The organism is Mycobacterium simulans, assembly GCF_900232995.1.
GTDB classification, from domain to species: Bacteria; Actinomycetota; Actinomycetes; order Mycobacteriales; family Mycobacteriaceae; genus Mycobacterium; species Mycobacterium simulans.
The window spans coordinates 66,652-88,413 of sequence record NZ_OCVX01000003.1; the positions used below are offsets into that span (position 1 = coordinate 66,652).

Sequence of the window (21,762 nt, forward strand, 5' to 3'; positions counted from 1 at the left end):
TAGGGTAGGCCCAGCCCATGGAAAAGGGCTTGAAAAGGGAATTAGCCTTTGCGGTGGCGGCACTTATCGTGACCGTCTCGCCATTAGCCGCATGCACAAACCAGCGCAGCAGTCAGCCCGCCACGTCACCACCCGCCGCCGGAGCCCCGCCCGGCACGGAGAGGATGACCACGCAGTTGAAGAGCGCCAACGGGACCCTAGTCGCCAACGCCACCATCGATTTCGCGAACGGCTACGCGACGCTGACCTTGGAAACGGTCCCCAACCAGATCCTGACCCCCGGTTTCCACGGGCTCCATATCCACTCGGTGGGCAAATGCGAGGCCAATTCGGTTGCCCCGACAGGAGGCACGGCCGGGGACTTCAACTCCGCCGGAGGCCATTTCCAGGTGCCGGGTCACACTGGCTATCCATCCAGTGGCGACCTGACTTCATTGGAAGTGCGTTCCGACGGCTCGGCGAAACTCGTCACTACGACAAACTCGTTCACCGCCGCGGACCTGAGAAATAGCTCGGGTACCGCACTGATCATTCACCAGGACCCGGATAACTTCGGCAACATACCCACCGCCCGCTACACCCAAAAGAACGGCGCACCGGGACCGGATGAAGAGACGCTAGCCACTGGTGATTCGGGTAAGCGGATGGCCTGCGGTGTGATTGCCGCGGCGACCACGACGACGACCTCGCCCACCACTGAGACACCCACCGGCACCACGATCACCACAACGACCGCCGTGCCACCGCCGTCCACGAGCACGAGCACGAGCACCGTCACGGTCACCAGCGTCCCGACCACGACGACCACGCCGACCAAGACCGTAACGACGCCCAGCCTTCCGCCCGGCAGCTGACGCCTGCCTCGGCAGGAGCTGCTAAAGCCCCCGAAATCTGCCGATTTCGGGGGCTTTAGCAGCTGCTCGCGCCAACCAGCTAGTGAGCGTGCCCGTGGTGGTGATCGTCTTCTGCCTTGGCGGGCTTGTCGACAACGGCCGTCTCGGTGGTGAGAACCATACGCGCCACCGACGAGGCGTTGAGCACCGCTGACCTGGTCACCTTGACCGGGTCGACGATACCGTCGGCGGCCAAGTCGCCGTACCTCAAGCTGCTCGCGTTCAGGCCGTGACCGGCGGGTAGCTCGCTGACCTTGTTGACCACGACCGATCCGTCCAGCCCCGCGTTGACAGCGATCCAGTACAGCGGCGCGGCCAGGGCGTCGACGAAGACGTCGACCCCGAGCGCCTCGTCACCCGTCAGCGACCCACGCAGGTCCTTGAGCACCTTGCGGGCCTGGATCAGCGCGGATCCACCGCCGGCGACGATGCCCTCCTCGACCGCGGCCTTGGCGGCAGCCACGGCATCCTCGACGCTTTCCTTGCGCTCTTTCAGCGCGGTCTCGGTGGCCGCGCCCACCTTGATTACGGCTACCCCGCCGGCGAGCTTGGCCAGCCGTTCGCCGAGCTTTTCGCGATCCCAGTCCGAGTCGCTAGCCTCGATCTCGGCCCGCAGGTGCTTGATGCGGTTGGCGACGGCATCCGCGGGGCCGCCACCGTCGACGATGATGGTGTCGTCCTTGGTGACCACCACGCGCCGGGCCGATCCCATGACCTCAAGGCCGACCTCCCGCAGCAGGTGACCGGCGTCGGGACTGACCACCTCGCCGCCGGTGACCACCGCCAGGTCCTGAAGGAATGCCTTGCGCCGGTCGCCGAAGTACGGCGACTTGACCGCGACCGCTTTCAGCGTCTTGCGGATGGAGTTGACGACCAGCGTCGCCAGCGCCTCGCCCTCGACGTCTTCGGCGATGATCACCAACGGCTTGCCCGCTTCGGCGACCTTCTCGAGCAAGGGCAGCAGGTCCGGCAGTGAGCTGATCTTGTCTTGATGCAACAGGATCAACGGATCCTCGAGGACGGCTTCCTGGGAGTCGAAATCGGTCACGAAATATGCCGACAGGAACCCCTTGTCGAAGCCGACGCCCTCGGTGAACTCCAGCTCCGTGCTCAGCGTCGAGGACTCTTCGACGCTGACCACGCCATCGTGGCCGACCTTGCTCATCGCCTCGCCGACGAGCTCGCCGATCTGCTCGTCGCGCGAAGATACCGTCGCCACCTGCGCGATGGCTTCCTTGCCGGACACCGGTGTGGCCGAGGCCAGCAGCGCCTCGGACACGGCGTCGGCGGCCTTGCCGATCCCCGAGCCGAGCGCGATGGGATTGGCGCCGGCAGCCAACAGGCGCAGACCGCCCTTGACCAGCGCTTGCGCCAGTACGGTCGCGGTGGTGGTGCCGTCACCGGCGACGTCGTTGGTCTTGGTGGCCACCGATTTCACCAGCTGGGCACCCAGGTTCTCAAACGGGTCTTCCAGGTCAATCTCCCGAGCGACGGTGACGCCGTCGTTGGTCACCGTGGGCCCGCCGAACGACTTGGCCAGCACCACATGCCGACCGCGCGGCCCCAGCGTCACTCGCACCGTGTCGGCGAGCTTGTCCATGCCCGCCTCCATGGCGCGACGCGCGGTTTCGTCGTACTCAATAAGTTTGCTCATCAGGCTCCTCCAACCGGGCCAGCCCGGGTATAAACGCGAGCCGCCCCGGAAATCACCCGCGGTGAAACGCGGGGATCGCCGGGGCGGAACACGGGTTACTTGGAAACGACAGCCAGCACGTCGCGTGCCGACAGGATCAGGTATTCCTCACCGCCGTACTTGATCTCGGTGCCGCCGTACTTGCTGTAGATGACGGTGTCACCCTCGGCCACGTCCAGCGGGATCCGCTTCTCGCCGTCCTCGTCCCACCGGCCGGGGCCGACTGCGACGACGGTGCCCTCCTGGGGCTTCTCCTTGGCGGTGTCAGGAATGACCAGACCGGACGCGGTCGTGGTCTCGGCCTCGTTGGCCTGCACGAGAATCTTGTCCTCGAGTGGCTTGATGTTCACCTTCGCCACGATTTGGAGCCTCCACTAGTTAGAGTTGGCGGTCGGTCCGGGGCTTGCCCCGAACCGTCCGAATTACCAGGTGATTCGGCATTCTTCCGTGCCCTCGCGCCGTCGTCGCGGGTGCCGACACAAGGGTCGTCCGATTGCCACCTAGCACTCTATACATGAGAGTGCTAGCACTCAAGGGCACCCCGCTGCTTCCCGTGCTGCTTCCGCGAATGTGCACAGTTGCACGCATAGTTGCGGCGTGTCGCGCGCAGACACGCACGCTCGCGGCGGTGGGTGGAGCTACCCGACCTGCCCCTGCACCACCGGCAGGCCCGGGTCGCTGGGCACGTCCAACGGAGACGGCGGCGCCGCTGCGGCCACCAGATGTGCGGCGAATGCGGCGATCATCGCCCCGTTGTCGGTGCAGAGCCGGGGCCGGGGAATGCGCAGCGTTAGGCCGGCCGCGGCGCACCGTTGGGTTGCCAGTTCGCGCAGCCGCGAGTTGGCGGCCACTCCCCCCGCGATCAGCAGGGTTGACACCCCGAGTGCGGTGGCCGCGCGCACCGCCTTCATGGTCAACACGTCGGCGACGGCCTCCTGGAACCCGGCCGCGACATCGGAAGGCCGGAAGTCCGGATGACTTTCCACATAGCGCGCGACGGCGGTCTTCAGGCCCGAGAAGCTGAAGGCATAGGGGTCATCGGCCGGACCGGTCATGCCGCGCGGAAACACTGGGATCTCTGCGGCCTCCCGGCCGCAGGTGCGGGCCAGGTCGTCGAGCACCTTGCCGCCGGGGTAGCCCAGGCCCAGCAGCCGCGCCACCTTGTCGTAGGCCTCGCCGGCGGCGTCGTCAACGGTGCTGCCCAGCTCCACGATCGGCTCGCCGAGCGAACGTACGTGTAGCAGATGCGTGTGCCCGCCCGACACCAATAGCGCCACACACTCGGGCAGCGGTCCGTGTTCGTACACGTCGGCGGCCAGATGGCCACCCAAGTGGTTGACGGCGTAGAACGGCACCCCCCAGGCGGCCGAATACGCCTTGGCCGCAGCCACTCCCACCAGCAGGGCGCCGGCAAGCCCAGGCCCGATAGTGGCCGCGACAACGTCGGGCCGCTGCAGGCCGGCCGCCGCGAGCGCACGCCGCATCGCGGGGCCCAGCGCCTCCAGATGCGCCCGGGAGGCTATCTCGGGCACCACACCGCCGAACCGCGTATGTTCGTCGACGCTGGACGCCACCTCGTCCGCCAACAATGTCACCGTGGCCCCGACACCGGTGCCGTCCAGGCGCGCGATGCCGACTCCCGTTTCGTCGCAAGAGGTTTCGATGGCCAGGATGGTCGTCATGTCGCGCCCCCCGGATCCCGTCGCATGGTGTAGGCGTCGGCGCCGCTGATCCGGTAGTAGCGCTTGCGCAGGCCTATTTGCTCGAATCCCATGCTGCGGTACAGCGCGATCGCGGCTTCGTTGTCGGTGCGGACCTCCAGAAAGACGGCACCGCCGTCGGCGAAGTCCAACAGTTCGGTGAGCAGCCGGCGCCCGATGCCCTGGCCCTGGTATTCCGCGTCGACGCCAATGGTGTGCACCTCGTACTCGAACGGCGGCGTGCGGCCCAGTCGCGAGATGCCGGCGTAGCCGACGAGCTGACCGGCGCAGCGTGCGCCCACGTAGTGGTTGCGGGCGCTGGCCAACTCGCGTTTGAACGCGACCGCGGGCCACGGGTCGTCGCCGTCGAACAGCTGGGCCTCCAGCTGGGCACACCGGTCGGCGTCCGCGCGCGTCAAGGCGCCGATGGTGCCCGGTTCGGTATGGGCGGTCATGCGCGAGCCGCCAATGGCTTGGCATCGGGCCGACGCAGATACAGCGCCACCAGTGGCGCCGGCTCCTCAGACCAGTCCGAGACCGCGGCTACCAAGCCGCCTGGTGTCGGGTAAACCGGCTCGATGTGCGGCAGGTCGAACAGCGCCGCGTGCTCGGGGGAACCGGCAACCGCTCGCGCCGGGCCGGGGTCGACGTCGCCCGGGGCATTGACCGCCGGCCCGTCGGTGCGGACACCGTCGCGGTAACGCGCCCAATAGATCTCACGCCGGCGCGCGTCGGTGACCACCAGCGTGTCACCTGAGGTTTGCCCACCGATGGCGTCCAGGCTGCAGACGCCGTACACCGGGATGCCCAATGCATGCCCGTACGCTGCGGCGGTAGCCATGCCGGCCCGCAGACCGGTGAACGGGCCAGGGCCGCAGCCCACCACGACCGCGGCTAGGTCGGCCATCTCCAAGTCGGCATCGGCAAGCGCGGCAAGCACATTGGGTGTCAGCCTTTCGGCATGTGCTCGGGCGTCGATGGTGACGCGCTGCGCCAGTACGTCGAGATCATCACCAACGATGCCGGCCGTGACTGCCGGAGTCGAGGTGTCGAGGGCCAGAACAATGCGCACGCTCATGTGCCCCACTCCCAGCTGGCGATCCTGGTGTCGGAGTGGCTGATTCGCTCTAGTCGGATGTCGAGGTGCCGCTCGGAGAGGCGTTCGGCTAACCCCTCGCCCCACTCCACCACGACGACCGCGTCTTGCAGATCCGTGTCGAGGTCCAGCGAATCCAGCTCGCCGAGCAGATCGGCTCGTTGATGGTCCAAGAGTCGGTAGACGTCGACGTGAATCATCGCCGGGGAGCCCGGCCGGCGCGGCGGATGCACCCGCGCCAGCACGTACGTTGGCGATGTGACCGGGCCATCGACATCCATCGCTGCGGCAATTCCCTTGGCCAGCACCGTTTTTCCGGCGCCGAGCGGGCCGGAGAGCACCACCACATCGCCGGCGCGCAATTGCTCACCCAGCCGGGACCCCAGCGCCACGGTGTCCTCGACGCGTTCGAGAGTCGCGCTGCCTCCCTTACCCACGGCGCCGGAACCGTTCCCGGAATCGCCGGTATCGCAGCGTCATCTTGCCCGGAAGAGCCCGCTCGACGAGCCGGATCAGCCCGTCGTTGATGGCCTCGGGCTTGTCCAGCAGCGCAAGGTGACTGGCCCCCTCGACGATCACCAATTCGGACAGCGGCAGCGACGCGGCCATCTTTCTGGAGTATTCGTCGGGAGTGAGCAGGTCGTGGTTGCCGCAGGCGATCAGGGTCGGGATCCGCAGCAGCGTCCACAGCCCGGCGGTTTCGTCGTGGTTTTCCAGTGCGCTCAGGAAGCCCAGCAGGGTCGCGATCGGGGTGGCGTTCATCATCCGCTGGGAGAACGCGTCCAGGCTTCGGCTGACCTCTAGGTCGCTGTAGGACGCGGCCCGCAGGATCGGGCCGATCAGTGACCGGGATACGTTGCGGCCACGGTGCACCAGCTTGGGCGCGGACCTGGCAGCAAACCGGACGGCGTCTAGTGCCGGGTTTTTCAGGAACTCACCCAGCGGTGAGCGCGTAACGCCTTCCGCGGCTGAGGAAATCAGCGCGGCGCCAATGATCCTGCGGCCATACAGCTCGGGGAATTGCCGGGCATGCGACAGCACAGTCATGCCGCCCATCGAGTGGCCGACCAACACGATCGGCCCACTCGGCGCGGTCGCCCGCAAGACGGTTTCCAAGTCCTGGCCTAGCTGGGTCAGCGTGTAGGACTCGGGCTCGCCTTCACCGGACTGACCGTGCCCGCGCTGGTCGTAGAAGACCATCCGCACGCTCGGACCCCAATGCTCGCCGAGCCATTTTCGCTGAAAGTGGAAGGCGCCCATGCGTAGACAGAATCCGTGGGCGAAGACGACGGTCAGCGGGGCGTCGACCGGCCCGGCCTCGCGCACCGCCAACAAGACACCGTCGGGCGTGGTCACCAGCCGGCTTCGGTCGCTGTCCAGACGCTCGAAATCCTCGTCGGCCCAGGGGTCGTCAAGCATGATGGCGCGTTCGGCCATCGACCGCCGGGCCGAGGCTCCGACCATCGTGGCGACCGCGGTCAGTCCCGCACCGCCCGCAAGCCAGGCCTTTTGACGCTTGCGGATCTCGTTGTCGCTCAAGATCGCTCGGGCCCTTCAGCCTCGCGATAGGTTCGGGTGACGCGTCCTCGCGGGCTGGTGACCACTTCGTAGTGGATCGTACCGATCAGATCGGCCCAGTCCTGCGCGGTGGGCTCACCGCGGGTACCGGGCCCGAAGAGGATCGCCTCGTCACCTTCGGCCACGTCGACGGGCGCGGGCCCCAGATCGACGACGAACTGGTCCATGCAGATGCGGCCGACGCCGGGCCGCCGTCGGCCGTTGATCAGCACGTCCAGGCGACCGCCCAGCGCGCGGAACACGCCGTCGGCGTAGCCGATCGGCATGAGCGCCAAGTTGGTGTCACGCGGCGCGGTCCACGTGTGTCCATACGACACGCTTTCCCCCGCACGAATCGACTTCACCAGCGCAACAGCGCATTTGACGGTCATTGCCGGCACCAGGCCCATGTCGCCCAGCTTGGGGACTGGGCTCAGCCCGTACACCGCAATCCCGGGGCGCACCAGGTCAAAGGTGAGGTCGGGACGAGCCATGGTTGCCGACGAGTTCGACAGGTGCGCCACCTCGAACCGCACCCCTTGGTCGCGGGCTTGGGCCAGCATGTCGCGGAACCGCCCGCCTTGAACGTCATTGATGGACTGGTCCGGCGCGTCGGCGTAAACCATGTGCGACATCAGCCCCCGCAGCCGGATCGCTTCCTCGGCGACCGCCCGGCGCAACGCGGTCAGCATCGCCGGATACTCTGCCGGGCTAACGCCGTTGCGGTTGAGCCCGGTATCGACCTTGACGGTCACGGTGGCCGTCCGGCCGGTGCGCCGCACCGCGTCCAGCAGCTCGTCGAGCTGGCGCACCGAGGACACGGCGAGCTCCACATCGCGCAGCAGCGCGGGGCCGAAGTCGATGCCGGGTGGATGCAGCCAGGCCAGCACTGGGGCGGTGATGCCGTCGGCGCGCAATGCGAGCGCCTCGTCGACGGTGGCGACACCGAGTTCGGCCGCACCCGCACCCAGTGCGGCGCGGGCGACCCGGATCGCGCCATGGCCATAACCGTCGGCCTTGACGACGGCCATAACCTGTGCGCTGCCGGCGTGCTCCCGCAGCACCCGCACGTTGTGCTCAATAGCACCCAGGTCAACCACGGCCTCGGCAAGGACGCCCGGCGTCAACGATGTGGGCGTAGCGGTCACGGCCGCCATTGTCCCAGAGTGGCCCCAGAACCGTTCGGAGACGGGCGTGCCTCGGTCTCAGGTGCCCGCCACTACATGGGCCCGGTGGTACCGCCTGCACCGGTGGCACCGGTCGAAGCGCCGGGTCCGCCGGACCCACCGGAACCGCCGGACCCGGCGACGGCGTTATCCGGATAAACAAATGCGTAGGCGTCGCCGCCGGTGCCGCCGTCACCGCCGTTGATGCCCTCCTGGGAGCTGTCGCCACCAGCGCCACCACCGCCGCCGGTGGCGGTTCCCCTTTCGTGGGCGTAGGAAGCGCCGCCTTGGCCACCACTCCCGCCGGTGCCGCCGTCGCCGCCAGCCCCAGCGTGCCCGCCAATGGCGTTTCCGCGGTAAATCGTGTGGGCCTCACCGCCGGTGCCGCCGGTTCCGCCTACCTGGGAGCCGTCGCCACCGGCGCCGCCACTGCCACCGGTGGCGGTTCCCCATTGGTGGGTGTAGGAAGCGCCGCCTTGGCCGCCGTCACCGCCAGCAAAGCCGTCGCCGCCGTCTCCGGCGGCGCCGCCGGTGGCATTTCCGGTGCCCCAGTTAATCGCCTGCCCGCCAGCGCCGCCGCTGCCGGCGGTGCCGGTGGCGGTGCCGCCGGCACCGCCGGCGCCGCCGAAGGCGTTAGAAGTCGATCCCGTGGCGGTCAGGGACGCGTAACCGCCGGCACCGCCGGCACCGCCGTTCCCGTTCAGGGGATCAACGTCGTCGATGCCGGTGCCGCCCGCTCCGCCTTTGCCGCCGACAATGTCATGGGCATAGACGTCATTGTCGGCGCCCGCCGAGCCGCCCGCGCCGCCCCTGCCGCCACTGCCGCCGGCGCCGGCGCCGCCCGCGCCCCCGTCACCGGCGGTGACGATTCCGGGTCCCCGGGGGGACGCCTTACCCCCGGCCCCCCCCCTCCCCCCCCACCGCGCGCCCGAGGCGCCCGCCCCGCCACTGCCCGCGGCGGCGGCGCCCCCCCCCCGCCCCCGCCCCCCCGCCCGGCCCCCCCCGACCCCCCATTCCCGCCATTGCCCCACAAAATCCCCCCCGCGCCACCGGCCGCGCCGGTCCCCTCCGCCCCTTTGGTGCCGTCACCGATCAGCGGGCGCCCCAACAACAGATTGGTGGGCGCATTGATCACCGCCAGCACCTCGTCGATGAGGGTTTGCAACGGCGAGAGGTTCGCCGCCTCGGCGGCCGCATACGAGCCGCCAGCGTTGGCCAATGCCTGCACGAACCGAGCATGAAATGCCGCCGCCTCGGCACTGAGCGTTTGATACTGCTGACCATGGCTGGAAAACAGCGCGGCAATGGCCGCCGACACCTCATCACCCGCGGCCGCCACTAGCCCCGTGGTCGAGGCCGCGGCTGCCGCATTGGCCGCACTCACCGACGAGGCCACACCAGCCACATCACCCGCAGCGGCCGCCAACATCTCCAGATCTGCCAGTACGAACGACATGTGGTCTCCCAGGTTCGGTTTGACTGGTGTCAAATTGTGAAGATGGTCATGAGTATCACGACGTGGTCACACAATTTGCGGTTTTGACCAAACTCCGGCGCCCAGATCCCGGTGCGAAAATGTTGCGCGTCGTAACGCCCGCCCGAGCCGGATCGCTTCGTCGGCGACGGAATGTGCAAGGCGGTAAGCGCGCCTTGGCTCAGCGATATCGGCGTAACTGCCGCGCGGCCCGCACCCCGACGCTATCGATGCGTACACAACGAACAAGAAACCCGGGGCTAGATCCTCACGGGTGCGAGGCCCCGGTTCCTGGCAGGTGACGGCGGCCAACATGTCGAGATCCGCCAGTACGTACGACATCGCTGCCTCCCGACTCGGCCAGCGTGGGCGTCAAGGTGTGAATAGTGACAAGTATCACCATTAGGGCGCGCGGTGTTGCGGCTTTGCGTGAACTCGGGCTGCGGCGTTAGTGAGCGAAGTGCTGGGCTTCGTAATGCCCACCCGGCTTGACCTTGTCCAGCGCGGCCAGCGCGGTGACGGCGTCGTCGTGCAATGCCCGGGCCAGGTCGGCGGACAACCCTTCGCGCACCACGATGCGCAGCACCGAGACGTGGGTGGCGTTGTCGGGCATGGTGTAGGCGGGGACTTGCCAGCCGAAGGTCCGCAGTTCGTGGGAGACGTCGAACTCGGTGTATCCCCGGTCTTTGGCAAGCCGGAAGCTGACCACCGGGATCGCCGAACCGTCCGAAATCAGTTGGCAATGCTCACCGGTGCGCAACTGTTCACCCAACCAGCGCGCTGTTTGCGACAGGGCCTGCATGACCTTGGTGTAGCCGTCGCGGCCCAGCCGGAGGAAGTTGTAGTACTGGCCCACGACCTGATTGCCCGGGCGCGAGAAGTTCAACGTGAACGTTGGCATATCGCCGCCCAGATAGTTGACCCGGAAGACCAGCTCCTCAGGCAGATGCTCGGCGCTGCGCCACACGACGAACCCAACGCCCGGGTAGGTCAGCCCATACTTGTGGCCGCTGACATTGATCGACACCACCCGAGGCAGCCGGAAATCCCACACCAGCTCGGGGTGCAAGAACGGCACCACGAACCCCCCGCTGGCGGCATCGACATGCACGGGGACGTCCACACCCCCACCGGCCGCCAGTTTGTCCAACGCCGCGCAAATCTCGGCGATGGGTTCGAGTTCACCGGTGTACGTGGTGCCAAGGATCGCCACCACGCCGATGGTGTTCTCGTCAACGGCGTCCACCACCTGCTCGGGGGTAATGACGTAACGGCCCTCTTCCATTGGGAGGTAACGGGGTTCGACGTCGAAGTAGCGGCAGAACTTCTCCCAGACAACCTGGACGTTGGAGCCCATCACCAGGTTGGGGGTGCGCTTCTCCCAGCCCGTACCGACCTTCTGCCGCCACCGCCATTTGAGCGCCAGCCCACCAAGCATGACCGCCTCGCTCGAGCCGATAGTCGATACGCCGATGGCACTGGCTGGGTCGTCGTCGCGCAGGTTTTCGGCGTGGAAGAGATCGGCCACCATGCACACGCAGCGCTGCTCGATGGCCGCGGTCGCTGGGTATTCGTCCTTGTCGATCATGTTCTTGTCGAACGTCTCGGCCATCAACCGCCCGGCCTCGGGATCCATCCAGGTGGTGACGAACGTGGCCAGGTTCAGCCGTGAGCTGCCGTCGAGCATCAGCTCGTCGTGGATGAAGCGGTAAGCGGCCTCCGGATCCATCGACTCCTCGGGCAGCCGCAACGCCGGCACCGGCGCGGTGAATAGGCGACCGGTGTAGGCGGGCGCGATCGAATGCGCGGGCACCGACGGATGATGTTGCGGCACAACGGATCCTCTCAGCTATATGGCGGCCAGGGCGGCCCGGATGTGGTGCAAGATTCGCGACGCCGACGTCGGCGCCTCACCGGGTCCCGGATCCGCGGCCGACAGCGCCGCGGCGCGCGCGTGCACGAAGGCGGCAGTCGCCGCGGCCTCGCCGGCCGGCAACCCGGATGCTAGGAGCGCGCCGATCATCCCGGAGAGCACATCACCGGAGCCGGCGGTCGCCGCCCACGATTGCCCGGCGGGACTCAGGTAGACCGGCCCACCGGGGTCGGCGACGATCGTGACGTTGCCTTTGAGCAGCACGGTGGCGCCGAACGCGTCGGCGAGCTTGCGCGCGGCGCCGACGCGATCGTCGCCGGGCGGCTCCCCGGCCAGCCGGGCGAACTCGCCGGCGTGCGGCGTCAGCACCGTCGGGGCGTTGCGGTTGGCCACCAGGTCAGGGTGGGCCGCCAGCATGGTCAGCCCGTCGGCGTCAACCAGCACGGGCAGATCGGTTTCCAACGCGAACCACAATGCGGCCGCCCCGGTTGCTTCAGCGTCCCCGGTACCTAGCCCCGGGCCGACGACCCAGGCCTGCACCCGCCCGGCCGCAGCCGGGGTAGGCGAGGCGATCACTTCCGGCCAATGCGACAGGACCTCGGCATGGGCGCTGCCGGCGTAGCGGACCATGCCCGAGGTGGCCGTAACGGCGGCGCCCGTGCACAACACCGCGGCGCCCGGGTACGTCGCCGAGCCGGCCAGAATGCCGGTCACACCCTGGGTGTACTTGTCGTCGCGCGCACCGGGCACCGGCCAGCGCGCGGCCACATCGGCCGCCTCCAAACCCAGCATGTCGGTGTCCGGTAGGTCGAGCCCGATATCGACCAGCTTGACCCGCCCGCAGTCGGCCAGCGCGTGCACCGGCTTGAGCCCGCCGAAGGTGACGGTCACCGCGGCGCGCACCGCGGGGCCGGTGATCGCCCCGGTCGCCGCGTCAATGCCGCTGGGGATGTCCACGGCGGCTACCGGAATTCCCGCGTCATCGACGGCGGCGAACACCTCGGCAGCCGCCGGCCGCAACGGTCCGGAGCCGGAAATACCCACCACCCCATCGATAACGAGATCGGTTGTCGCAGAAACCTTTTCGACAATGCGGCCACCGGCCTTCCGGAAGGCGGTCAGCCCCTTGGCATGGGTCCGCTCCGGTTTGAGCAGGATCGCGTCGGCCGCCGCGCCGCGGCGGCGCAGGAAGGTGGCCGCCCACAGCGCGTCGCCGCCGTTGTCACCCGAGCCGACGACCGCGCACACCCGGCGGCCGGCAACGCCGCCCGTTCGGGCCGTCAGCTCACCAATGAGCTCGGTCGCCAGACCAAAGGCTGCTCGCCTCATCAATGCGCCGTCGGGCAGGCTGGCCAGCAGCGGCGCCTCGGCCTCGCGGATCGCCTCGGCCGAGTAGTAGTGGCGCATGAGCCCGCATACCCCTTCGCTCGCAGTCGAACCTGCCCGCGTTCACCAACATTACGTGTCCCGATCGAGGCGTACAGTCGGCGGCGATGGCACGCACCGATAACGACACCTGGGACCTGGCGACCAGCGTGGGCGCCACCGCCACCGGCGTCGCGGTGGGGCGTGCGCTGGCAAGCCGGGGACCCGACCCGCTGATTAACGACCCATTCGCCGAGCCGCTGGTTCGCGCGGTGGGCGTGGACTTCTTCACCCGACTCGCCAGCGGCGAGTTGGATCCCGCTGACGTCGACGGCGGCTCCGAATTCGGCATGGCTCGGATGCGAGACATGATGGGCGTGCGCACCCGCTTCTTCGACGACTTTTTCGTCGAGGCCGCCAACGCCGGAATCCGGCAGGCGGTGATTCTGGCGTCCGGCCTGGATGCCCGCGCCTATCGGTTGCCATGGCCGGCCGGGACCACCGTCTACGAGATCGACCAGCCCCAGGTCATCGAATTCAAGACCGCGACGCTGGCCGAGCTGGGCGCCATCCCCACCGCCGAACGCAAGACGGTGGCCGTAGATCTACGCCACGACTGGGTGGGTGGGTTGCGCGCGGCCGGCCTGGACCCTAACCAACCCACCGCTTGGAGCGCAGAGGGATTGCTACCTTTCCTGCCTCCGGACGCCCAGGATGCACTGCTGGAAAACATCTCCGAACTCAGTGCAGCGGGCAGTCGGCTGGCCACCGAGAACCTGCCGGACGCAAGCCGGTCGGTGCCGATGATGGCCGACCGGATCCGCGAGGCCGCCGACCGCTGGCGCGAACACGGATTCGATGTGGAGATGACCGACCTGTGGTACGCCGGCGACCGCAACGACGTCGTCGATTATCTGAACACCCACGGCTGGCTGGCAACGTCCATCGAAGTTACGGAATTGCTTGCCGCTCACGGTATTTCGATCCAGACTGTTGACGATACGGAGGCTACGTTCGCCTCGTTGGGCTACGTCACCGCAACCCGGAGCTAGGCGCCGGCGGGCGATCTCGGGTTAACGGAAAGAAGCACAGCCCGATGAATATCGCCGAGAAGTGACCGATGCCAGTGAAGTTCAGATTGCCAATCAGCGGGACGGCAAAGATCGTGATCAGTACGGCGAGGTAAACCCACCGCCAGGGCGGCGCCACGCGGTAGGCGAGCACAGCCGTCACGCCGACGAGGAAGTAGCTGACTCCGATATCGCGGGCATGGACCAGCCGTTGCGGTTCCAAATGATGCAGGATCGCCAAATACAGCAGCCCTTCGCTGATGTAGGTAGCAGCGATGTGGGCGGTCAATCCCACTGTGAGCCAACGCGCTTGGCCCAGCCAACGCTCGGCGGGCGCAAGAAACAGAGTGAACAGCACAAGATAGGGTGTCCAGTATCTGCCGTCGATCCAGAGCAAGCTGTAGAACAGCACGTCGAGCGGATCGGTGCTCAATTCGTAGATGTTGGTGGAACCGTCGACGACGACGGTGTGGTACTGCCGCCTGGTCAGGTGGCGGGCGATGATCGTAGTGATCAGTAGGACCGTCACCCACAGGTAGGTCAGCGGGGCGCTAGCGATGAATCGCCATACCGCGTTAGGCCAGGCCTTCGGACGTACGTAGCTGAGGGACTTTCCCACGGCGTCCACAATCGCACGGATGCGAGTGTGCCGCGCGGAGGACTCTTCAGGCCGAGGCGTCGGATGATCGCCGGAATGCGGCTTTCAGTTTCGCGGGACTCAACGACGGGGCCTTGCGCTCTCGGGCCATCGGATAAAAAGCGAGACCGATCAGGAGCGCAGCGAAATGGCCGATCGCGGTGAAGCTCAGCTCGATACGGTCCATCGTGGCCACCGGAAATCCAAAAATGATGAGCAGCACGGCAAGATAGCCCCAACGCCACGGCCGCGCGATGTGATACGCGAGGACAGCCATCACGCCGACGAGAAAGTAGCTGACCCCGATATCGTGAGCTCGCACATACCTTTCCGACGCGTCGTGCAGTTCGATCGCCAGGTAAAGCAGACCTTCACTGATGTATGTGGCGACGATATGGGAGCTCAAACCCACAGTGAGCCAACGCAGCTGGCCCAGCCATTGCTCGGCCGGCGCGAGAAACAGGGTGAACAACAGCAGGTATGGTTCCAGGCTCTTGCCGTCGATCCACAGCAGGCTGGAGAACAGCACGCCAAGCGGGTCGGTCGCCAGTGCGTGGATATTGGTAAACCGGTGCAGGAGCACCGCGTGCAACTGTCTCCCGGTCAGCACGTTCTGAACGATCGTTGTGACCACCAGCGCGAGCAGCCAGGTGTACGTCAACGGCGCGCTACTGACGAAATGCCACACCGCGAGCGCCCAGGTTCGCAGCCGCGCCCGCACCGATGCGTCCGCCACGACCTAACTTTTATCAGGTGCCAGATGCCGCCACCAGCAAGAGATGTAGAGCACCAGCGAGATCGCCAACACCACGATCACCCAGAGCACGATCGTGACGTCCATCCAGCTTCCGAATGGAGGCGAGTCGGGCAGCGCATTTCGCAGCGGCATCACCGCGAACAGCATCGCCGCATACCACGTTGTCATCGGCGGCTGGAATTTTCGGCGGCCACGTACCGTCTGAATCGCAACGAAAAATGCTAGGCCGGCGAGCGTGACGAGAACACCGAGGATGAGGACGGCGAACGCCGCGGTGCTTTGCGATCGGTACAACTCGAGTCGGTAGGGCGCGTGGCGATCGGCTTTGTTGACGCGGGCCACATCAATTTTCCAGCCGAGCAGACGGTCGACCAATGTCACCGTCGCGGGTTGGGGTATTTGCGACGATCCGGAGAAGAGTTGGACGTTGATCGGCCCCGACTGGTAGCGATCGAAGGGCCAGTTCGCGACGTCACCGGACAGGCTGATCGAAGCCCGAAAAACATCGGGCAACGTGCCCTTCGGCCAGGTGCGTTTGCTCGCCAGTACCACCGAGGTGGCCAGCATGCTGAGGTCGTCCTTGAGATTGCCGGTTTGCGGGTCGATCAGCGCGGGTCCCGGCGTGACGGTGAGGTTTGCGATGAGCACGCCACTGTTGGACTGGATATCTTCGATATCGACGGTCACCGTGGTCCCGTCGCTCGCCGGGGGACTGTCAGAAATTTGGTGTGCGTGGCCCATACCGCTATCGACGTAGAGCACAATCGAGCCGACATATGCCGCAATGAAAACCAAGAGACCAACGATGCCGAGTCTCATCAGCCCCGCTATACCCCGCTATTCGACGGTGACGGACTTGGCCAGATTGCGCGGCTTGTCGACGTCGTAACCGCGGGCGCGGGCCACCGAAGCGGCGAACACCTGCAGCGGGATTGTCGACAGCAACGGCTGCAAAAGCGTTGATACCGCGGGGATTTCGATCAGATGATCGGCGTAGGGGCGCACCGTTTCGTCGCCCTCCTCGGCGATCACGATGGTCACCGCGCCGCGGGTCTGGATCTCGCGGATGTTGGACAGCAGCTTGGCGTGCAGCGTGGCCGAGCCCTTGGGGGAAGGCATCACGACGATGACCGGTAGGTCGTCTTCGATCAGCGCGATCGGGCCGTGCTTGAGCTCGCCGGCCGCGAACCCCTCGGCGTGCATGTAGGCCAATTCCTTGAGTTTGAGCGCACCTTCCAGCGCCACCGGGTAACCGACGTGACGACCGAGGAACAGCACCGTCGACGACTGAGCGAACCGGTACGCAAGGTCGGCAACCGGCTTGACCCCGGCGATGACCCGGGCCACCAGGTCTGGCATCGCTTCCAGCTCGCGGTAGTCGCGCCGCACCTCGTCGGGGTATTTGGTGCCGCGGGCCTGCGCCAACGCCAGGCCGAGGAGGTAGTTGGCGGCGATCTGCGCGAGAAAGGTTTTCGTCGAGGCCACGCCAATCTCCGGGCCGGCGCGGGTATAGAGCACCGCATCGCACTCGCGCGGGATCTGGGAGCCGTTGGTGTTGCAGATTGCCAGCACCTTGGCCTTCTGCTCTTTGGCGTGCCGGACCGCCTCCAGGGTGTCGGCGGTTTCGCCGGACTGGGAGATGGCCACCACCAGCGTGCTGCGGTCCAGTACCGGGTCGCGATAACGAAACTCGCTCGCCAGTTCTACCTCCACCGGCAACCTTGTCCAGTGCTCGATCGCGTACTTGGCGAGCAGCCCAGAGTGGTACGCGGTACCGCAGGCCACCACGAAGACCTTGTCGATCTCGCGTAGTTCCTGATCGGACAGCCGCTGTTCGTCGAGCACGATCCGGTTGCCCACGAAATGCCCGAGCAGCGTGTCGGCGACCGCGGTGGGCTGTTCGGCGATCTCCTTGAGCATGAAGAACTCGTAGCCACCCTTTTCGGCGGCGGCCAGGTCCCAGTCAATGTGAAATTCGCGGGCAGTTGCCGCGTCAGCATTGCCGTGGAAGTCGGTGATCCGGTAACTGTCGGCGGTGATCACCACCGCCTGATCTTGGCCCAGTTCGACCGCATCGCGGGTGTGTTCAATGAAGGCGGCCACGTCGGAGCCGACGAACATCTCGCCGTCGCCGATACCCACCACCAGCGGTGTCGAGCGGCGGGCGGCGACGATCGTGCCGGGCTCGTCGGCGTTGGCGAACACCAGGGTGAAATGGCCCTCGAGCCGGCGCAGCACGGATAGCACCGAGGCCGCGAAATCACCCGCCCCCGCGCCTTCGCGGTACTCCCGGGCCACCAGGTGCACCGCGACCTCGGTGTCGGTGTCGCTGGCAAACTCCACGCCGTCCATCTCCAGCTCGTGGCGCAGCGCGGCGAAGTTCTCGATGATGCCGTTGTGGACGACGGCGATCTTGCCGGCGGCGTCGCGGTGCGGGTGCGCGTTGCGATCGGTGGGGCGCCCATGGGTGGCCCAGCGGGTATGGCCCAGCCCGGTGCTGCCCGCCAGCTCCGACAGCGTCATGCCGGCCACCGCCGCCTCCAGATTGGATAGCCGGCCGGCCCGGCGACGCACGGTGAGATTGTTGGCACCGTCGACCAGTGCGATGCCCGATGAGTCGTAGCCGCGGTACTCCATGCGGCGCAGTGCGTCCATGACGACGTCGCAGGCAGGGCGCTGCCCGACGTAGCCGACAATTCCGCACATTCTGACCAGGGTAGTGCAGCCGACCCTTCAGGTTCGTGTCCGACGGTATCGTTTAGCTGCTCACCTGCGCGAAAGGCCCGCCGTGTCCTACCCGTTTCACCAGCCCGGACATCCGAGACAGCCAGACCTCTTTCATCTGAGGCTGGTCGAGCACATCGGCGCAGTGATTTTCTGGCATCAGCGCACCTATACGTTCACCGGGACGATCGAGCAATGCGAAGCGGCGTATCGCCGCGCGCAAACCCAGAACTTGGCCGTCGGCTGGTGGAGCCTGGCATCGCTTCTGGTCATGAACTGGATTGCCCTGTTCTCAAACTTGAGCGCAATCCGCAAGCTGCGCGCCTTGGCCCAGCAGCCGCCAGAAGCGGCCCTACCGGCACCCTCGCCCGCGGGCTGGTATCACGACCCGTCCGGACCCGGGCACCGCTATTGGGACGGTGTCACGTGGACGCAGTGGACGCATCCCCGCTAACGTCGACGGGTGGCCCGCATCCGCAAGCTCGTCGCCGCTCTCAGTCACCGTGGCCCACACCGTGTTCTGCGCGGTGACCTGGCCTTTGCCGGCTTACCCGGGGTGGTGTACACCCCGGAGGCCGGCCTAAACCTTCCGGGCGTCGCCTTTGCTCATGACTGGCTCACCGGCACCGCCCGTTACGCGGGTCTGCTCGAGCACCTGGCGTCGTGGGGCATCGTGGCCGGGGCTCCCGACACCCAACGCGGGCTGGCACCTTCGGTGCTTCACCTGGCGTTCGATCTTGGTGTTGCCCTCGACATCGTGGCGGGTGTGCGCCTCGGGCCGGGCAATATCAGCGTGCATCCCGCCAAACTCGGGCTGGCGGGTCACGGGTTCGGCGGCTCGGCCGCGGTGTTCGCTGCTGCCGGTATGCCCGCCAAGCCGTCGGCGGTGGCAGCGATCTTCCCGACGGTGACCACGCCGCCGGCGGAGCATCCGGCCGCGACCCTCAGCGTGCCCGGTCTGATCCTGAGCGCGCCGGAGGATCCGAAGACGCTGACATCCAATGCCCTTGGGCTCTCGCACGCTTGGGATACGGCCACGCTGCGCATTGTCAGCAAAGCCGAAGCCGGTGGACTGGTGGAGGGCCGGCGACTGACACGGGCGGTTGGGTTGCCCGGACCGCACCGCAAGACACAGCGCGCGGTACGGGCGCTGTTGACCGGCTACCTCCTCTACGCCCTCGGCGGCGACAAGACCTATCGCGACTTCGCCGATCCGCAGGTGCAGCTTCCCAAGACGGATGCGATAGACCCTGAAGCGCCGCCAGTGACGCCTGAAGAGAAGATCGTCGCGCTGCTCAAGTGATGCGAATCGGGATCGCGCTGGACTATTCGGGTGGCTTTCACGAAGCGGTCGACCGCGTCGTCGAACTCGAAAAGTCCGGTATCGACGTCGCCGTCGTGGCCGAGGCCTATTCCTATGACGCCATCAGCCAGCTGGGGTACCTCGCCGCGAAGACAACCTCGGTCGAACTGGCCTCGGGGGTGCTTCCGATTTATATCCGCACGCCGTCATTGCTGGCGATGACCGCAGCGGGACTGGATTTCGTCTCCGACGGAAGATTCAACCTCGGAATCGGAACATCCGGCCCGCAGGTGATGGAGGGATTCCACGGCGTAGAGTTCGACGCCCCGTTGGGCCGAACCCGCGAAGTCGTGGAAATCTGCCGACAGGTGTGGCGCCGTGAACGTGTTAACTACACCGGCAAGCACTACCAGATCCCGCTGGCCCCGGGCCGCGGGACGGGCTTGGGTAAGCCACTAAAAATCATCAATCACCCTGTGCGCGAACGTATTCCGATATCGATCGCGGCACTAGGGCCGAAGAATGTCGAGCTGACCGCCGAGATCGCCGAGGGCTGGCAGCCGGCTTTCTTCTATCCGGACAAGGCCGGGCTGGTCTGGGGTGAGGCGCTGGCGGCCGGCGCAGCCAAACGCGATCCCGCGCTCGGCCCGCTGGACATCATGGTCGGAACGTCGCTAGCCATCGGCGACGACGTCGATGACCGGCTGGCATGGACCAAACCGCAACTGGCCCTGTACATCGGCGGAATGGGCGCCATCGGCCGCAACTTCTACCACAACCTGGCGACTCGTTACGGGTTCGGCGAGGTCGCGGACCGGATTCAGGAGCTGTACCTGGCCGGGCGCAAGACCGAGGCCATCGCCGCGGTACCCGATGATTTGGTACGCGGGATATCGCTGGTGGGCCCCCGCGGGTTCATTAGCGAAAGGTTGGGCGCCTACGTCGATGCCGGTGTGACCACGCTATTGGTAAGGTCGCTGACTGCAAACCCCGGCGAGGCAGTGCGTTATGTGAGGGAATTGCTGGATCTGCGGCCATGACTTACGACGTTGATGTCGCCGTCGTCGGCGCGGGCCTTTCCGGGCTGACGACGGGCTATCGCCTGGTACGCAACGGCATCGACAAGATCGTGGTTCTCGAAGCAAAAGATCGCGTGGGCGGTCGGACCCTCACCACCAAAGTAAACGGAACCATCCTTGACGCCGGTGCCACAATCATTTCCCCTACCCAGCAAGACATCCTGGCGTTGGCGGATGAACTCGGCACCCGGATGACTCGATCCCATCACAACCGCTACGTCTACCTCTGGCAGGGCGAACGACGCATCATGCGCGGGGTGCCGCAATGGGCAACGACGCCCGCGGTCGCCGGACCGTGGATGAGATTGTTGTCCGGCGCAGCCAAACTCACCCGATGGCAGACACCTGTCATGGAAATCGTGGGCTCGGTAACGAAGCTCGAGCGCCTTCGCCGAACCGTTCCGCCACTTGAACCTTGGCTCGCCCCGGACGCAACGCACCTCGACGCCCAATCGCTGCAGGAGTGGATCAACCGGGAAACCGCCGCGGGCCGGGGCAGGCAGCTGCTCGAGTACCTGTTCGCCAGCTACTTCTCGCCGAAGCCGGCATGCGTTTCGCTGCTCTACGCGTTACATGTGCTCAATACGTGGGGCGGTCTGGTCGGGTTGTTCGCGGCGCAATCGAACACGTTGCGATTTGATGGTGGTGCGCAATCGCTTTCGCTGGCACTGGCGGAGCGGCTCGGCGAGCGTGTGCGGTTGGGCTCGGCCGTCCGGGTCGTTGCCGAAATTGACACGGGGTACTCCGTTCAAACGCAGACCGACGAATTCCGGGCAAACCATGTGGTGGTCGCGGTACCGCCGAGGAACGCGATCGAATTCCGACCGGAGTTGCCCGACGGGCGAAGGCTCTTGCTTGACGGCTGGGAATCGGTCTCCGCGCTGAAGATCAACGTCGTCTACGCGGAACCCTTCTGGCGACGCCAGAAGCTCGCCGGGGCCGTTTCCGACCTACGCGCAGCGCCAGCCGTGATCGACACATCACCAGGCGACGGCAAAGGTGTGTTGTCGAGCTATGTGGTCGTGGCGCCGCCCGATACACCGCTCGGAAACGAGCCGACCTACTACACCGATTCGACAACGCGTAAGGAAGCCGTTCTTAGCGCCCTGGAGCAACAGTTCGGACCGCAGGCGCGCGATTTCGAGGCGTATCACGAGACGAACTGGGCTGACGTACCTTTTCAAGGCGGCTGCGAAGGCGGACTCCGACCGGGCGTGCTGACGACAGCGCGGACGACCATGGCGACGCCCGTCGGCGGGATCCATTGGGCGGGTGTCGAATCCGCTCGACGCTGGGCAGGTTGGATGAACGGCGCGGTGGAAGCGGGTGGGCGGGCCGCCGCTGAGGTTCTCGACGCGATGAGGTCGCCTTGAGG

Annotated in this window: 20 protein-coding genes and 1 pseudogene; 6 read left to right on the forward strand and 15 right to left on the reverse strand. The window is 66.6% G+C overall.

The window, feature by feature from the left end; all coding sequences use genetic code 11:
- Positions 1 to 29: 29 nt before the first annotated feature.
- Positions 30 to 854: a superoxide dismutase[Cu-Zn] gene (gene sodC, locus MSIMFI_RS00930; RefSeq protein WP_396820111.1), complete on the forward strand. Its 825-nt coding sequence runs from the start codon at positions 30 to 32 to the stop codon at positions 852 to 854.
- A 79-nt stretch (positions 855 to 933) separates the two neighbouring features.
- Here the strand turns inward: sodC and groL are convergent, their stop codons facing one another.
- The 11 genes and pseudogenes from groL to MSIMFI_RS00985 form a co-directional block, all read right to left on the reverse strand.
- Positions 934 to 2,547 (reverse strand): chaperonin GroEL, encoded by a 1,614-nt coding sequence (gene groL, locus MSIMFI_RS00935; protein ID WP_191495800.1) that lies wholly within the window; start codon positions 2,545 to 2,547, stop codon positions 934 to 936.
- 95 nt (positions 2,548 to 2,642) lie between these two features.
- The gene (gene groES / locus MSIMFI_RS00940; RefSeq protein ID WP_011739140.1) at positions 2,643 to 2,945 is read right to left on the reverse strand and encodes a co-chaperone GroES; all 303 of its coding nucleotides are present in this window, start codon (positions 2,943 to 2,945) and stop codon (positions 2,643 to 2,645) included.
- 279 nt (positions 2,946 to 3,224) lie between these two features.
- The gene (gene tsaD, locus MSIMFI_RS00945; RefSeq protein WP_191495801.1) at positions 3,225 to 4,268 is read right to left on the reverse strand and encodes a tRNA (adenosine(37)-N6)-threonylcarbamoyltransferase complex transferase subunit TsaD; all 1,044 of its coding nucleotides are present in this window, start codon (positions 4,266 to 4,268) and stop codon (positions 3,225 to 3,227) included.
- The gene (gene rimI / locus MSIMFI_RS00950; protein WP_191495802.1) at positions 4,265 to 4,741 is read right to left on the reverse strand and encodes a ribosomal protein S18-alanine N-acetyltransferase; all 477 of its coding nucleotides are present in this window, start codon (positions 4,739 to 4,741) and stop codon (positions 4,265 to 4,267) included. The genes tsaD and rimI overlap by 4 nt, the downstream gene beginning before the upstream one ends.
- Positions 4,738 to 5,364 (reverse strand): tRNA (adenosine(37)-N6)-threonylcarbamoyltransferase complex dimerization subunit type 1 TsaB, encoded by a 627-nt coding sequence (gene tsaB / locus MSIMFI_RS00955; RefSeq protein WP_191495803.1) that lies wholly within the window; start codon positions 5,362 to 5,364, stop codon positions 4,738 to 4,740. Before tsaB ends, rimI begins: the two co-directional genes overlap by 4 nt.
- Positions 5,361 to 5,819, reverse strand: coding sequence for a tRNA (adenosine(37)-N6)-threonylcarbamoyltransferase complex ATPase subunit type 1 TsaE (gene tsaE, locus MSIMFI_RS00960; protein WP_191495804.1), 459 nt, complete (start codon positions 5,817 to 5,819; stop codon positions 5,361 to 5,363). The genes tsaB and tsaE overlap by 4 nt, the downstream gene beginning before the upstream one ends.
- A complete protein-coding gene (locus MSIMFI_RS00965; protein WP_191497958.1) occupies positions 5,812 to 6,864 on the reverse strand; it encodes an alpha/beta fold hydrolase in 1,053 nt (350 codons plus the stop codon). Before MSIMFI_RS00965 ends, tsaE begins: the two co-directional genes overlap by 8 nt.
- 53 nt (positions 6,865 to 6,917) lie before the next feature.
- The gene (gene alr, locus MSIMFI_RS00970) at positions 6,918 to 8,087 is read right to left on the reverse strand and encodes an alanine racemase (RefSeq protein ID WP_191495805.1); all 1,170 of its coding nucleotides are present in this window, start codon (positions 8,085 to 8,087) and stop codon (positions 6,918 to 6,920) included.
- A 71-nt stretch (positions 8,088 to 8,158) separates the two neighbouring features.
- Positions 8,159 to 9,561 (reverse strand): annotated as a pseudogene (locus MSIMFI_RS29495) (PE family protein).
- 466 nt (positions 9,562 to 10,027) lie between these two features.
- Entirely contained in the window at positions 10,028 to 11,413 is a 1,386-nt protein-coding gene (locus MSIMFI_RS00980; RefSeq protein WP_191495807.1) for a glutamate decarboxylase, read from the reverse strand.
- Between the two features lie 15 nt (positions 11,414 to 11,428).
- The gene (locus tag MSIMFI_RS00985) at positions 11,429 to 12,859 is read right to left on the reverse strand and encodes an NAD(P)H-hydrate dehydratase (RefSeq protein ID WP_191495808.1); all 1,431 of its coding nucleotides are present in this window, start codon (positions 12,857 to 12,859) and stop codon (positions 11,429 to 11,431) included.
- 86 nt (positions 12,860 to 12,945) lie between these two features.
- On the opposite strand from MSIMFI_RS00985, the gene MSIMFI_RS00990 reads away from it, so the two are divergent.
- Positions 12,946 to 13,869, forward strand: coding sequence for a class I SAM-dependent methyltransferase (locus MSIMFI_RS00990; protein WP_191495809.1), 924 nt, complete (start codon positions 12,946 to 12,948; stop codon positions 13,867 to 13,869).
- On the opposite strand, the gene MSIMFI_RS00995 is transcribed toward MSIMFI_RS00990, so the two are convergent.
- The 4 genes from MSIMFI_RS00995 to glmS are packed head-to-tail and all read right to left on the reverse strand — an operon-like array spanning position 13,850 to position 17,987.
- A complete protein-coding gene (locus MSIMFI_RS00995; protein ID WP_191495810.1) occupies positions 13,850 to 14,506 on the reverse strand; it encodes a rhomboid-like protein in 657 nt (218 codons plus the stop codon). The genes MSIMFI_RS00990 and MSIMFI_RS00995 overlap by 20 nt on opposite strands.
- Before the next feature lie 46 nt (positions 14,507 to 14,552).
- Positions 14,553 to 15,260 (reverse strand): rhomboid-like protein, encoded by a 708-nt coding sequence (locus tag MSIMFI_RS01000; RefSeq protein ID WP_191495811.1) that lies wholly within the window; start codon positions 15,258 to 15,260, stop codon positions 14,553 to 14,555.
- Positions 15,261 to 15,263: 3 nt separating this feature from the next.
- On the reverse strand, positions 15,264 to 16,100 hold the full coding sequence (locus tag MSIMFI_RS01005) for a DUF4436 domain-containing protein (RefSeq protein ID WP_191495812.1): 837 nt from the start codon (positions 16,098 to 16,100) through the stop codon (positions 15,264 to 15,266).
- An 18-nt stretch (positions 16,101 to 16,118) separates the two neighbouring features.
- Positions 16,119 to 17,987 carry a glutamine--fructose-6-phosphate transaminase (isomerizing) gene (glmS, locus tag MSIMFI_RS01010; RefSeq protein ID WP_191495813.1) on the reverse strand — a complete coding sequence of 623 codons (1,869 nt, stop codon included), beginning with the start codon at positions 17,985 to 17,987 and terminating at the stop codon, positions 16,119 to 16,121.
- An 82-nt stretch (positions 17,988 to 18,069) separates the two neighbouring features.
- On the opposite strand from glmS, the gene MSIMFI_RS01015 reads away from it, so the two are divergent.
- Genes MSIMFI_RS01015 through MSIMFI_RS01030 form a run of 4 tightly spaced genes read left to right on the forward strand, consistent with a single transcriptional unit; the run spans position 18,070 to position 21,760 of the window.
- Complete coding sequence (locus MSIMFI_RS01015; protein WP_224770027.1) at positions 18,070 to 18,459, forward strand: DUF2510 domain-containing protein; 390 nt, start codon at positions 18,070 to 18,072, stop codon at positions 18,457 to 18,459.
- Between the two features lie 9 nt (positions 18,460 to 18,468).
- On the forward strand, positions 18,469 to 19,308 hold the full coding sequence (locus tag MSIMFI_RS01020) for a dienelactone hydrolase family protein (RefSeq protein WP_191495814.1): 840 nt from the start codon (positions 18,469 to 18,471) through the stop codon (positions 19,306 to 19,308).
- Complete coding sequence (locus MSIMFI_RS01025; RefSeq protein WP_191495815.1) at positions 19,308 to 20,348, forward strand: LLM class F420-dependent oxidoreductase; 1,041 nt, start codon at positions 19,308 to 19,310, stop codon at positions 20,346 to 20,348. Before MSIMFI_RS01020 ends, MSIMFI_RS01025 begins: the two co-directional genes overlap by 1 nt.
- A complete protein-coding gene (locus MSIMFI_RS01030; RefSeq protein WP_191495816.1) occupies positions 20,345 to 21,760 on the forward strand; it encodes a flavin monoamine oxidase family protein in 1,416 nt (471 codons plus the stop codon). Before MSIMFI_RS01025 ends, MSIMFI_RS01030 begins: the two co-directional genes overlap by 4 nt.
- Positions 21,761 to 21,762: the final 2 nt, after the last annotated feature.